The sequence below is a fragment of the Bacillus sp. B2-WWTP-C-10-Post-4 genome (assembly GCF_009183805.1).
Lineage (GTDB): Bacteria > Bacillota > Bacilli > Bacillales > Bacillaceae_G > Bacillus_A > Bacillus_A cereus.
In genome coordinates this window covers 13,817-27,579 of record NZ_WEII01000063.1, presented here as the reverse complement: position 1 = coordinate 27,579, position 13,763 = coordinate 13,817, and the positions used below count along the sequence as shown (strand labels likewise).

The window sequence follows — 13,763 nt, the reverse complement described above, 5'->3', positions numbered from 1 at the left end:
CTTTAGACTTATGATGAAGGAAGTTCTTACGTTGGTTTGCTACTTTTTCATGCAGCTTAGCTACACGGATACGTTGTTTATTCCAACGCCCTGAACCTTTTGTACGTCTTGATAATACTCGTTGAGCCTTTGCTAATCGGTCTAACATTTCACGATAGAACTTAGGATAATTGGCTCTCTCATCCTCAGAACTGACGTATAATTGATCCATCGCAAAGTCTAATCCAACAACTGTTTCTACTTCTTTTTGTACGATCTCTTTTTCGTATTCAGTCAAAATGGACACATAGTATTTACCAGTAGGTGTCATAGAAATCGTACATGACTTGATTATATGGCCTTGTGGTATTTCTCTATGCTGTTTGATACGTACCATTTTCAGTTTTGGCAATTTGATATGACCGTTAAGCAATATAATATTTCCGTTCACTACATTCGTTGTATAAGACTTTCTGTCTTTTTTGCTTTTGAATGTTGGGAAGTCATTTTGACCACGAAAGAAATTTTTATAGGCAGTTTGCAAGTTTAGTTGAGCATTTGCCAAAGCTAATGAATCCACTTCTTTTAACCACTCAAATTCTGCTTTGTATTTTGCAGGAGTGGGAAGCTTTTGTTTCTTTAGTTGATCCTTATCATCTTTATGTTTTTCATACGCTTCTTTCCGTTCAGCTAACATTCTGTTATACACGAAACGTACACAACCGAAGGTTTTACGCATAAGATGTGCTTGGTCTTTTGTTGGATACAAACGGAATTTATATGCTTTATTCTGCTTTGTCATATCATTTCACCTCACTTTTCACTTTGATTTTCAATATATGTTTTTACTACGTCTATTGGCGAACCACCAATAGTTAGCAAGCAAAAACTTCTTGACCAAAACATCTCTTTCCAAAGTTTCTTTTTCACTTGTGGAAAGTCTCTTTTAATAAGTCGAGAACTTGCACTTTTATAAGCATTGATGAATTTTGTCATTTCTGTATTAGGGTGTGCCTTGAACAAAATATGAACGTGGTCTACATCATGATTCCATTCAACTAACGTGATGTTATAGTTTTCAGATAGTCGAACAAACATCTCTTTTGCATAGTCTGACATATCATCATCAAACACATTTCTTCTGTATTTCACGACCAACACAAGGTGATAATATAACAAGAATACTGAATGGTTATTACTATCTAATTTCATTTATATACCAGCCCTTATAATTTATAAGACTGATTATATCAGAGGTGAAATAAAAAGGAAAACCTTTTGGCTACGCCAAACCGAAATTCATCTCCCACCTATCGTTGGGCTACGCCCTTCACACGCTTGAGGAAGGAGAATTCTTTCGGGAAGTTCGTTAAAATAAAGGAAAATGCTATTTAACAGTAAAAATGTAGTAAAAACTCTTCTATAGGCAAGAAGAGTTTTTTTAGTCTATAGTGTTCTGTAGGGATTAGTATTTTTATCATTAAAAACAATAAATAAATATATATAAATATAATGTATATGTGTTATTATGATTACGTTGGAAAATAAAGTATATTTTGATTCGTAAAAATAATTAGGAGAAGAAGGGGAAATAGCATGAAAATGAAAAAAATGATTTTAACAGGTGTAGTACTTGCAGCAACAACTTTAACATCTTTATCAAATGTACAGGCAGATACAACATTTAAAGATGTTCCAGCAAATCACTGGTCTACAAAAGCAATTTATGATTTAACAAATCGTAAAGTAGTGCAAGGGTACGGAAATAATATCTTTGGCTTTGGTGACAATGTAACTCGTGGGCAAGTTGCTCGAATGATTTATATGTACCTAAAACCAGCAGATGCAGATGCTAGCTTCAAAAATCCGTTTACTGATATTAAAGGACATTTGTTTGAAAAAGAAATCTTAGCACTTGCTAAAGCAGGATTTGTAAATGGATTTGGTGATGGAAAGTATGGTCCAGATGATATTTTAACTCGTGAACAAATGGCACAAGCACTTACAAATGCTTTTAAATTTAAGGCAACGAAAACAACAAAATTTGCAGATGTTGATAAAAATTCTTGGTCTTACGGTGCAATTAGTGCATTAGAGGAAAATGGGGTTACAATTGGTACTGGAGGTAATATGTATTCTCCAAAAATGTTTGTAACACGTGAAGCGTATAGTCAGTTCTTATATAACTCTATTAATGCAGTTGAAAAAGAAACAAAACCAGAGCCAAAGCCAGAGACAAAACCAGGGGTAACGCCAATAGGTATTCCCAATGCGTTAGTGACAGATGATTTTTTCTTTGATAGATATTCAATTGAAATTTCATCTGTAAGAGAGCGATCTATTTCTAAACAAGGTCAAAATCTTGTTATTGAAGTAAATAAGAAGTATAATGCGAATTTCAGATATAGATATGTAGCATCAGAAATTGATCTATATACTCCTAATTTACCAAGAATGATTGACTCTCATGGTTCATTTTCGTTTGTTGGGAAGGATGAAGATAACTTCTATTTCATGTTTGTCGTTGACAAATCAACTGTTGAGCTAGCGAAAAACTGGATGCATATGATAAATCCGAATTTCACTCTTGATAAAGAGATTGATAGATTAGTAAATCCAAATCCAGAATTAAAAAAAGAAATTGATAGTTTTGTAAAAAATGATAAGGATTATATCAATCGTTTTGAAAAAGATAATCATAGCGTAGAATTAAATGTAAGTCCTCTACAGTGGGTAAAACCTGGGGAGTCTGTAGTTACTCTACATCCAGATTACTATGTATTAGGAATTTCTGTACAAGGAAAGTAATATTTAAGTAGTATATTGATTTTCGTACAGTGAAGGATAGACAATATTAGGGCTTATTGATTTTTTGAAAAAGACCTACTGTTATTGAAGTGCACCCCAATTGTTAGACACATAATTAACAATTAGAGGTGCATTTTTTTTATATGCTTTAACTGTATAGATTTTTTAAACAATAGATACTATTTCATTTCTTTTGCTTTAAAGATGGAGCACTCTCTTTTTCTCGTCAGCGTTTGAACCAACAATTAAAACATCTTAATTCCTTTAGCAAGGCTTGTAAAATTCCAAAAGTTCAACAGGAATATTATTTTTGTATGCTATACATGCTTTTGTATCACCACGCTGAATGGTCTTTTGGTCAATTAACAAAAGCGCAGCAAACGTATTTGCTTCTATCTCTAATTTATCAACGGAAAAGAATGTATTCTTACGCAGAAAAGGTGTATTTGCATGAGTATGTAGAACCGCGTGTCCTAATTCATGGGCACAAACAGTTCTCTGCATAGATGGAGATAAATTAGTATTAATAACAATAAAACGATTTCTTTTTTCATATTTATAAAAACCATTTATTTCTTCATGTAAATCCCATGTTAGTACATGTATTTTTAAGTAATCTGCAAGCTCATAGGGGTTTTTCGTGTTGTATTTGGTGCAAAGTTGTTGGACTAGATCTCTAATGACGAATTTCAATGTTTTCCCTCCTAAGCTTGCATCAGTTATCGTCTGGATTACGATATTTCTTAGGCACGTATTTTTTATTGATTACTTTTGTTTGTTTTACAATGTACTCCATCGCATCTAATAATGACTCTACCGCTTCTTGACTCATAGGTTCACCAGAGAACATTAAACCATCTTCCCCTTGTAGATCTTTCTTTATTTCTTCCATTCTTTTTGCTATATCTTTCTCATCTTTTGGCGTTACTTGTTCGTTTGGTTCGCCTGTAACAGATCGACCAAGTAAATAGTCAGCTGAAACTGAAAAGCAATCAGCTAATTTAGTTAAAACATCATGTGGAGGGAACCTCTCTTCTGATTCGTAGTAACCTATCATTCTTTGGGATACGCCGATTTTTTCTGCCAGTTGTTTTTGAGTTAAATTCTCTTTTTTTCGTAAGGATTTTATTCTAAGTCCTATCACATCGTTCACCTCTCTAATTGAACTAATTGTTCTCTTCGAATTCATTTTAGCACAAAAAGTTCTTTTATGCATTGACAAAGAACAATTAGTTCTTTAATCTTTATTTAGAACTAATTGTTCTTATGGAGGTGTGATAATGGGAAATAAAATGTACGATCCGAAAAAAAACTTATATAAAGAAATGGCTAGCTATTGCGGAGTAACTGAACGCTATATTCGAATGATTGATCAAAAAGAAAGAACGCCATCAATGGAGAAAGCTAGGAAGGTTGCACAGTTTTTTGATAAGAGTGTAGATGATATTTTTTTTAGTAATAAATCGAACTTTAAGTTCTTTTTGGTCTCGCTTTGGTTTAATAAGTCTGGAAAGTAGATTTTTTCATGAGGAAGTTAAAGGTTGCAATAAGTAAGTAAAAAAGGTTTGAAAATATGAGAGGTAGATAATATGGGGATTTTTCGAGTAAAAAAAGATAATAATTATTCCGTTATTAATAATACCGGTCTAAAGGATAAGAGGCTTTCTTGGAAGGCGAAAGGAATATTAGCTTACATACTTACACTTCCAGATGATTGGGTGTTTTATAGAGAAGAATTATCGCAACATGCAAAAGACGGTATTAATAGCTTAAGAGCTGGAATGCAGGAATTAAAAGAGTACGGATATATTAAAAGATTTCCTGTTAGAGATGAAAAAAACAAAATTGTTAGATGGGAGACAATTATTTACGAAATCCCAGGGGATGATTATCCACCAGTGGAAAAACCACCTGCTGGAAAACCTGTTGCTGGTAACCTACCGGTGGATAATCACAAGCTACTAAATACTAATATACAAAGTACGAAAGAACTAAATACTGATATACAAAATATAAATCATATTCATGATAATAAACAAAGTTTACTCTCAAAAAAATTAACAAATGAAGATTTTAAAATAAGTCATCAATTTTTGATGAAGAATAGAATTTCATTAAGTGAAATAGCAATTATAGAGCTTGGTGCATTTTGTGAATCATTAGGTAGTGAACTAATTGGGGAAGCAGTAAATAGATCAATTGATGAAAATGTACCAAAGTGGAGATATGTACGTGGGATTCTTAAAAATTGGGAAGCCAAAAAGGTAAAAACACTCAAGGATGTAGCTATGCTAGATGCACAGTTTGATCTTGGTAAGAATAAAAAACAATTTGGGTCAGGGAATACCAATCGAAATGAAATGGTACCAGAATGGTTACATGAAAAAGAAGATATTCCAGAAGAGCAGCCTATAAAAAATAATGAGTTAACTATTGAAGAAGAGCGTGAGAGATTAAAAACTTTATTAAAAAAATATAAATCATAATTAATATTTATAAATTTTATTAAATTGATAATAAAGGTTAGCTTATCTTTCGTGATAAAAATAAAAGCAGGATTTAAATAAAGAAAAGTAGGGGGATTATTATATGTTTGACTGGCTCAAAGATTATCAGAAACTAGAAGAAGAAATTGCATATTTAGAATATAACTTAGACAAATCAAAAGCAGAGTTAAAGCGCTGGACTAGTGGGGACTTGCAAAATGTACGAATAACTGCTGAATCAGAAGGGGCTAAAGTAGAAGATCGGATTGAAGTGATTGAATATGAATTAGGACATAAGATCAATGAAGTATTTGATTTAAAGATTTTAATTAATAAGTTTACAGGATTAGATCATCAAATTCTCAAAATGAAGTATGTTGATGGAATGACTTTAGAACAAATAGCGTTTGAATTACATTATAGTACAGGCTATATTCGTCGAAAACATGCTGAAATAAAAAAGATTGTCAAGTTTGTAGATGGGTTTTAATGTTACCTTTTTGTAGGATACATGCAGTGTACAGAAAGTATTGAAAAAGTGATTTATAGTAGTAATATAAGATTTCGACGAAAGGGCAACTATTTTTATGGTTGCTCTTTTTGTTGTGAAAGAAGGTGAGCAACATGAAGTAATTTTAAAAAAATTTTTCATTTAAGTGTTAGAGGTACTTAGTAGATTAAGAGTTTTATAGAAAAAATAATAGGAAAATAAGGAGAGATTTAGTAATGAGTATATTAGCTGCTTCAGTTAAAACAAAGAATCTGCCACAACAAGTGTTACGTTGGCAATCAATGGTAGAAAGTGAATGTTCAGCACAAGGTGTGTCTGAATTAGTTCCCTATGTACTTGGGATTATTATGGTGGAGAGTGGAGGAAACTCTGAAACAACACCTGATATTATGCAGTCCAGTGAATCACAAGGTTGGGCGATGAATACAATTAAAAATCCTAAAGATTCAATTTATTATGGAGTAAAGCATCTAAAAGGAGCTTTTGATGATGCAAAGAAAAATGGCATTACAGATTTAAGTGCCATTGTTCAATCATATAATTTTGGACGAGCTTACCTTCGCTGGTTAGCTTCTAACAATAAACAACATTCATTACCGGTGGCAGATCAGTATTCTAAAACGGTTGTTGCGCCATCACTTGGTAATACAACTGGTGCTATGGTCAAGTATAGTCAGCCTATTGCCATTGCATACAATGGTGGCTACCGATATAAAAATGGAGGGAATTTCTTCTACTCTGAAATTGTTAAGCAATATGTAGATTTTGATGAAGCTGGTAATAACAATAAACCAATACAACCGGTGGGCTTGGGTATTGCTGTAAATAAATATCCGAATAACGGGGGGATTAATCTATATAGCCAACCACAAGGAGGATATTTTACGAGGGTAATTTATGATAAAACACCTTACCTTATTATAGATGCAGCGTGGTATGAAAATCCTATGATTTGTCTAGGAAACGAGGCATGGGCTGCTCTGGAACATTTCGATGTGCAATGGTTTAGTGCTTATTCAAAATATCCACCAGGCGGTGGTATTAACACATATGATGGTCCTAACGGAAATTATACAGGTTTTGTAGATGGATCTGTTCCATATAGAGTTTTTGGACGATTAAATGGTTATATAGATATTGGAAATAATACATGGGTAAAAGAAGAACATTTTAATGTTAAATAATGAAGGATAGCTTTTCGTTCTGTTCATCTTAAAATTTGAACAACTAAAATATATCCAAAAAATAATAAATATAGACAGTGAACGAAGGTGCTCATTTAAGTACCTTTTTTAAATGGTGTAAAAATAGAAAGGGAGACTAATATGACAAAATTTATTTATCCTACAGATACAACGAGAGTAACAAGTGGTTTTAGAGGCAGCAGACCAGATCACCATGGGATAGACCTTGCTGAAGCAGGTTATCACCCTATTTATGCAGCGGCTAGCGGTCAAGTTAGTCGTTCTTATTTTTCATCTAGTTATGGTGAATGTATTATGATTGTGCATACAATTGATGGAGTTACATGGGAAACTGTATACGCTCATATGCGTAGTGGTTCTCGAACAGTAAACGAAGGTGATTATGTTTCACAAGGACAAACTATTGGAGTTATGGGAAACACGGGGGATTCTAGTGGCCAACACTTACATTTTGAATTGCATAAAGGACGTTGGAATGCGAGTAAAAGTAATGCTGTGAATCCGTTAGATCACTTGGGTAAAGATGGTGGTGGTAACAATACTGATAAACCAATTCAACCAGTAGGTCTGGGGATTGCTGTAAATAAATATCCGAATAATGGAGGGATTAATCTATATAGCCAACCGCAAGGAGGATATTTTACGAGGGTAATTTATGATAAAACACCGTACCTTATTATAGATGCAGCGTGGTATGAAAATCCTATGATTTGTCTAGGAAACGAGGCATGGGCTGCTCTGGAACATTTTGATGTGCAATGGTTTAGTGCTTATTCAAAATATCCCCCAGGCGGTGGTATTAACACATATGATGGTCCTAACGGAAATTATACAGGTTTTGTAGATGGATCTGTTCCATATAGAGTTTTTGGACGACTAAATGGTTATATTGATATTGGAAATAATGCATGGGTAAAAGAAGAACACTTTAATGTGAGATAGTATTTTGAAATCTATAAATATCAAATTAAATGGAAGAAGCAGTGTGATACTTTTCTATGAATTCGTTTAAAACGATGGTGTAGGAGTGTAGAGAGGAATTAAAGGAAGAGCAACTGATAAACAGTTGCTCTTTTTCTTTTTTAGCAGGTGAAGACAAGGAATTTATTAGAGAAAATGCTGGCCGTATGGAGATTAGGTTACTAGATGTACTAAATAATGCAGTGAGAATTTTAAGTAATAAAAACGAGAGAATAAAAAGGAGATGTTCAGTAATGGAGATTAGAAAAAAATTAGTGGATTCAAGTAAATATGCTATAAAATGTCCTAATGCAATGAAGCCAGAATTCATCACAGTACATAATACGTACAATGATGCATCAGCTGAAAATGAAATTTCTTATATGATTGGAAATAATAATGCAGTTTCGTTCCATGTTGCAGTAGATGACAAAGAAGCAGTACAAGGTATTCCGTTTGATCGTAATGCTTGGCATGCTGGTGATGGTAACGGAAATGGTAATCGTAAATCCATCGGAGTGGAAATTTGCTATTCTTTAAGTGGTGGGGATAGATATTATAAGGCGGAAGATAATGCAGCAATTGTTATAGCTCAGTTAATGAAACAATTCAACATTCCAATTGGTAATGTACGTACACATAAATCGTGGAGTGGGAAACATTGTCCACACCGTATGCTTGACGAGGGAAGATTGGATCAATTCATTGAGAAGGTAAATAAAGCATTTAACAACAATAATAATAAACCAATACAGCCAGTAGGTCTGGGGATTGCTGTAAATAAATATCCGAATAATGGAGGGATTAATCTATATAGCCAACCGCAAGGAGGATATTTTACGAGGGTAATTTATGATAAAACACCGTATCTTATTATAGATGCAGCGTGGTATGAAAATCCTATGATTTGTCTAGGAAACGAGGCATGGGCTGCTCTGGAACATTTCGAAGTACAATGGTTCAGTGCTTATTCAAAATATCCACCAGGCGGTGGTATTAACACATATGATGGTCCTAACGGGAATTATACAGGTTTTGTAGATGGATCTATTCCATATAGAGTTTTTGGACGACACAATGGTTATATTGATATTGGAAATAATACATGGGTAAAAGAAGAACATTTTGATGTGAGATAAGATTAAAGAATTAGAGTCACCAAAGAAATGATCATTCAAGATTTTAGATTAGTAATTTATATATTGGTTTGCCAAAGGTGATATGATTTAAATAAAAATCAGTAATGGTGAGCTTGTCTTATTAACGCCATGGAATGGTACATGTAAGTAGCTTTTTATTCCTGAAGTATAAGCAGTAAATAAACGATTGATCAAGTTAATAAAGACATTGTATTAACAAAAAAGAATAAAATTATAGAGTAGAAGGTATAAAAAGACGATTTCTAAAGTGCAATTAACAACTGAAGAATTAACAAAAATAACAACTGAGAAGAAAGAGAAAACATAGGCTGGTTTGTTTTCGGTTGTTTACAAGGAGAGATAACAAAATGACAAATCAAACTCCAATTTAAACATAGAATGCAAATTCAGAAAACAATTGATTACAGAACCAAATTATTAATCATACCATACAAGCCCTAGAGAAGTTAGTTATGCAATTCATTCAAAATCCGGCTCCGAATAAAGATATGACACCAGGTAATGATAATTAATTTATGGAAGTTAATAACTTTGTAAATAATTTATTGAATGCAGGAAACTTTATTGAATTATATGTATACAGCTGATAAACAAAAAAATAATGAGATGTAAAGCAAAGCGTATGTAATGTAGGCTTTTTTATGTTGAATTAAATAAGAAATGGGAAAGAGGTGGCAAAATGGATAGTTTACAAGAGGTGAAAGGTGATATTCAGGAAATAAGGCAAGATATTAAGGATATACGATTAGAGGTTAGAAGTTTAGAAATGCGGACGACAGGTAATGAAAAGGACATTATTAATATTAATAAGCAATTAGACAAAATCAGTGCTAATACAACTTGGATCCTACGCCTTATTATTGGTGGAATAATAGGAGCTGCTCTTACCTTCTTTTTGAAAGGAGGAGGTATGTAATGATTGAAATTACGGCAATGATTGGGGTTGTTGTAGGAATTTCACAAATTGCAAAAACAACTGGACTGCAAACAAAATATATTCCGTTATTTAATTTAACACTTGGCATTACGCTAGGTGTTTTATTTTTGTCTCAAGATATTAAAATGAATTTATTTCAAGGAATGATTATCGGATTGTCAGCTAGTGGATTATTTGACCATACAAAAATTGTGAAAAGGGATGCCGATAGAAAATGAAAAAGAAATACAAATACAAGCATATATTATCCATAGTTGTTGCTATTATTTTAGTATTATCAATTGAAACAAATGTATTTGCTGATAGAATTCTATTTATTCCTGATTTACCAAAACAACCATACCGTTATGGTGTTGGAGCTTATGAAGGTGTTGTAGCACATTCTACAGCTACCCCAGAGGCGACAGCAATTAATATTCAAAAATATGAGTCTCGTACATGGCGTTCAGCGTTTGTTCACTACGCAGTAGATTGGGATGAAAAGGTTCAAATTGCATCTACAAAACATCAGGCATGGGGGGCAGGTCCAGCAGCAAATGCTAGATTTGTTCATGTTGAATTGTGTGAGACAAGTGATCCATTGAAATTTAAACGTTCATATGAAAAATATATAGAATTAATTGGGGAAATCTTGCGAGAACGAAATATTCATCCCTCTAAAGGATTATGGACACATAGGGATATTACGTATAAATTAGGTGGGACAGACCATGAAGATCCACTGGATTATCTTCGTAGTCATGGCGTATCTGAGGCTAAGTTTCGAGCAGACGTGTTAAAGGTTTATAACGGGAGCACGATTACAGTGGATACCAAACCAAAAAAAATAAATGAAATATCTGGTACAGTAGAGTCGAATGGTATTGCATATATTGAAGGATACAATGTAAATCTCCGCTCTGGACCATCAACAGAAAATAGTGTTATTCGTAAGCTACAAAAAGGTGAGGCTTATAAAGTATGGGGTAAATTAGGAAACTGGTTATATCTTGGTGACAACCAATGGATTTATTATGATTCTTCATATATTCGTTACCAAGGTAATGAATATGCTACAGTAATTGGTAAAAGAGTTATTTCAAAAGTAAATAATTTACGTTTCTATGGTTCTCCATCTTGGCAGGATAGAGATGTTGCTGGTATTGTAAATATGGGTTTAGGATTTATTATTGATGCAAAGGTAATTGTAAATAATTCACCACAATATAGAGTGCACAATAGTAAAGGTAAAACATATTATATAACAGCAAACGAAGCCTATGTGTATGTGAAGTGAAAGAGAGGATCTGCTCTACTATGGGGCGATCCTCTTTTTTTTATTTATTATGTATAAATTAGGTTTAATGGTGAAAAGAGGAGTCTATGAATGATTTATAGTTTGGAAAAATATTCTTGATATAAAAATAATATAGTGATATATTTTAATTTAATAATGTATTTTTCAAAATGGGTTTTTGACAAGCTATAGATTTACTTCAAGATGCCGATTTTGTGAAAACAGAAGGTAAGGTATTAGATAAAGAGACAAAGTGTTTATAATGGGTGTTAATCCTGTATTATAATTTAGGAGAAATATATCAAGTAAGGAGTTTTTTTATGCCGAAATGGGCAAAGCGGATTGCCATGTTTATGATTTTTATCTGTAGTATTTTAACTATCGACGCTCTTGTTGGTAGCAAAAAAGGTATAAAAGCCATTACAGCAGCAGTTGAGGAATTAACCGCAGATGAAAAAAATATAGGAAATCAAAAAGAAGTAAAGCAAGGAGCCGAAACAAGTGATTATAAACATTTAGACAAGCAGCATTATGCATGGGTAATGGATGATTATTTAAAGGACCTATCTGATGTGTCGAACCGATTTAGCATTTTAGAGGCTGATGCAGAAATTAAGGGTACTATAAACAAATCATGGGTTTCAGATGTAGGCGATGTTTTCTATAAAATGTCTTACCTCATCTCAAGTGTACGATATGTAGAGCCCCCAACAGAATTAAAGGATCTACATTCATCTATTTTAAAGGCGATGGATAACTTGCAATTTGTTATAGACAACTATGGAGATGCTGCGAGCCAAACAGATTTAGCGAAATTAGGTAAATGTTTAAAATCATTAAGAGTTGCTAGGGATACAATAGACGAGGCGCGTAGCGAATTATCTACTTATGAATAATTATCATAAAAACCAATTAGTATTACATAACATTCTCAAAAGTATATATGAAGTTTAACGTTTTCTTTGCGGTTAAGGAAACAGTAATCTCAAAGGTTTCAATTCTAATGCTTGGTACATGAAAGAGGATAACAAGCAAGGAATGGAAGGCGAAATATCAAAGCTGTTGAGTTCATGGACAAGGCTGGCATGAAGAAAGCGATATTTTACAAGAAAATGAGGGAATACGAGGAAATAAAATCATTAAAATTATATAAATAGATTTTATGGTTTTAGTATTTGACAATGTAACCACAGTCATTAGAGAGGATATAGTAGTCTGTGTAGGAACTAAACCAAAACTTACGTTAAGTATTAGTGGACATAAAAGACCGATTTTGAATGTTATGATGTCCGCTAATGTTTATAGCGTAATTTGGTTCTATTGCTATACAAAGGCCATCATCACCATACTGAATAAAGTGAACAAAATATAAATTTGATTCATAAGTAAGAGGAAGGCACCTTAGGGTGTCTTTTTATTTTGGATTTTTTCGGAAAATATTTGAAATATAATACAACGAATTATATTATTGTTTGTATATGATTTTAAATAATTCTGAAATTTGACAGGGGGAAACAACAATGAAATTAGGAAAAATAGCATTAATTGGAGCGTTAACATTTAGTGGGTTTACTGCAGTAGAAATGAGTAAGCCTACCTCACAAGCAGCTGCAGCTTACTTAGATCCACTTAATGATGATTGGGGATTCAAAACCATTATGGATTTACAAAATTCAGAGGAAAGTACATACCAACCTGATTGGAAGATTGGGAATTTAATAACTGGTGATACATTTTACTTAACACAGCACTTTGGTAGGGAACATTTTGGTGCGCAAATGAAAATTTATAAAATCCACACAAATGGTACCCTAGAACGATTCCAAACAATAGAACCAGAATTTCTTCCTGGAACAGAAATTTGGCAAACACCTATCACAGATAGCTATACAAGTGGTAATTATGTCGCTGTAATTAAATATCGTGGTGAATTCACCTATTCAAATCAATTTACAATCAATTAAGGATGTAAACACATTAGAAAAAGGCACCTTAGGTGTCTTTTTTATGCATAAAAAATCCTCATCTTCCTATAGAAAAGATAAGGCCTTTATATATTATTTATTATCCGATTCATCAGTTTTATTATAAACACATTTAGCTTCTCCAAAAAGAGACCACCGGTGTCCCATTCTCCACCATAATGAGCACACTTTAAAGGTGTACGATCGTTTCGCATACTTGGATTTTTAGGTGATTCATAGCCATCATTTACAATACTACCAACAATAAATACCCCTCCGATTACAAATACCACAGCAACGATTAAGAGTGTTTTCCCATTAGGACCGGTAACAATGTCGTTTACAACTTCTTTTGCTTCTTGCTGAGTTTCACCTTTTGAAAATAATGAAAGAATAATAGATATGATAAATATGAAAAATAGCACAATTATAAATACCATTACTTATGACCCCCTACTATATGTATACTATTAATTT

The 13,763-nt window shown here is 33.0% G+C and carries 16 protein-coding genes and 1 pseudogene; 12 read left to right on the top strand and 5 right to left on the bottom strand.

Translation table 11 applies throughout. The annotated features are described in order from the left end of the window. Positions 1-781, bottom strand: a 781-nt coding sequence (locus tag GBN78_RS20875) for an RNA-guided endonuclease TnpB family protein (RefSeq protein ID WP_152127677.1), incomplete at its 3' end; no start/stop codon positions are given. 11 nt (positions 782-792) lie between these two features. Further along, positions 793-1,191 carry an IS200/IS605-like element ISBth16 family transposase gene (tnpA, locus tag GBN78_RS20870; protein ID WP_000762755.1) on the bottom strand — a complete coding sequence of 133 codons (399 nt, stop codon included), beginning with the start codon at positions 1,189-1,191 and terminating at the stop codon, positions 793-795. A 384-nt stretch (positions 1,192-1,575) separates the two neighbouring features. Between tnpA and GBN78_RS20865 the strand changes: the two genes are divergently transcribed. Next, entirely contained in the window at positions 1,576-2,787 is a 1,212-nt protein-coding gene (locus tag GBN78_RS20865) for an S-layer homology domain-containing protein (RefSeq protein WP_152127676.1), read from the top strand. Between the two features lie 264 nt (positions 2,788-3,051). On the opposite strand, the gene GBN78_RS20860 is transcribed toward GBN78_RS20865, so the two are convergent. Together GBN78_RS20860 and GBN78_RS20855 are read right to left on the bottom strand one after the other, a co-directional pair. Beyond that, a complete protein-coding gene (locus GBN78_RS20860; protein ID WP_000673778.1) occupies positions 3,052-3,480 on the bottom strand; it encodes an ImmA/IrrE family metallo-endopeptidase in 429 nt (142 codons plus the stop codon). A gap of 22 nt (positions 3,481-3,502) precedes the next feature. Then, positions 3,503-3,931, bottom strand: coding sequence for a helix-turn-helix domain-containing protein (locus tag GBN78_RS20855; protein WP_000579788.1), 429 nt, complete (start codon positions 3,929-3,931; stop codon positions 3,503-3,505). Between the two features lie 136 nt (positions 3,932-4,067). Here GBN78_RS20855 and GBN78_RS20850 point away from each other — a divergent pair, with 136 nt between their 5' ends. From GBN78_RS20850 to GBN78_RS20795, 11 genes are all read left to right on the top strand, one after another. Then, positions 4,068-4,304 carry a helix-turn-helix transcriptional regulator gene (locus tag GBN78_RS20850; protein ID WP_000527102.1) on the top strand — a complete coding sequence of 79 codons (237 nt, stop codon included), beginning with the start codon at positions 4,068-4,070 and terminating at the stop codon, positions 4,302-4,304. A gap of 72 nt (positions 4,305-4,376) precedes the next feature. Continuing rightward, positions 4,377-5,273, top strand: coding sequence for a DnaD domain protein (locus GBN78_RS20845; protein ID WP_076775808.1), 897 nt, complete (start codon positions 4,377-4,379; stop codon positions 5,271-5,273). 103 nt (positions 5,274-5,376) lie between these two features. Next, positions 5,377-5,763 carry a hypothetical protein gene (locus tag GBN78_RS20840; RefSeq protein ID WP_000460735.1) on the top strand — a complete coding sequence of 129 codons (387 nt, stop codon included), beginning with the start codon at positions 5,377-5,379 and terminating at the stop codon, positions 5,761-5,763. Positions 5,764-5,999: 236 nt separating this feature from the next. Continuing rightward, positions 6,000-6,968, top strand: a complete 969-nt coding sequence (locus GBN78_RS20835; protein ID WP_000025080.1) for a lysozyme family protein — start codon at positions 6,000-6,002, stop codon at positions 6,966-6,968. Between the two features lie 141 nt (positions 6,969-7,109). Further along, entirely contained in the window at positions 7,110-7,931 is an 822-nt protein-coding gene (locus GBN78_RS20830) for a M23 family metallopeptidase (protein WP_000159988.1), read from the top strand. Positions 7,932-8,203: 272 nt separating this feature from the next. Next, a complete protein-coding gene (locus GBN78_RS20825) occupies positions 8,204-9,088 on the top strand; it encodes a peptidoglycan recognition protein family protein (protein WP_152127675.1) in 885 nt (294 codons plus the stop codon). Between the two features lie 700 nt (positions 9,089-9,788). After that, positions 9,789-10,025 carry a hemolysin XhlA family protein gene (locus GBN78_RS20820; protein WP_152127674.1) on the top strand — a complete coding sequence of 79 codons (237 nt, stop codon included), beginning with the start codon at positions 9,789-9,791 and terminating at the stop codon, positions 10,023-10,025. Beyond that, complete coding sequence (locus tag GBN78_RS20815; RefSeq protein ID WP_000570186.1) at positions 10,025-10,264, top strand: hypothetical protein; 240 nt, start codon at positions 10,025-10,027, stop codon at positions 10,262-10,264. Before GBN78_RS20820 ends, GBN78_RS20815 begins: the two co-directional genes overlap by 1 nt. Then, on the top strand, positions 10,261-11,322 hold the full coding sequence (locus GBN78_RS20810) for an N-acetylmuramoyl-L-alanine amidase (RefSeq protein ID WP_152127673.1): 1,062 nt from the start codon (positions 10,261-10,263) through the stop codon (positions 11,320-11,322). Before GBN78_RS20815 ends, GBN78_RS20810 begins: the two co-directional genes overlap by 4 nt. Positions 11,323-11,642: 320 nt before the next feature. After that, complete coding sequence (locus GBN78_RS20805; RefSeq protein WP_100617505.1) at positions 11,643-12,218, top strand: hypothetical protein; 576 nt, start codon at positions 11,643-11,645, stop codon at positions 12,216-12,218. A gap of 624 nt (positions 12,219-12,842) precedes the next feature. Beyond that, positions 12,843-13,286 (top strand): DUF5065 family protein, encoded by a 444-nt coding sequence (locus GBN78_RS20795; RefSeq protein ID WP_152127672.1) that lies wholly within the window; start codon positions 12,843-12,845, stop codon positions 13,284-13,286. 93 nt (positions 13,287-13,379) lie between these two features. On the opposite strand, the pseudogene GBN78_RS20790 reads toward GBN78_RS20795, so the two are convergent. Then, a pseudogene (locus GBN78_RS20790) lies at positions 13,380-13,726 on the bottom strand (hypothetical protein). Between the last annotated feature and the right edge of the window lie 37 nt (positions 13,727-13,763).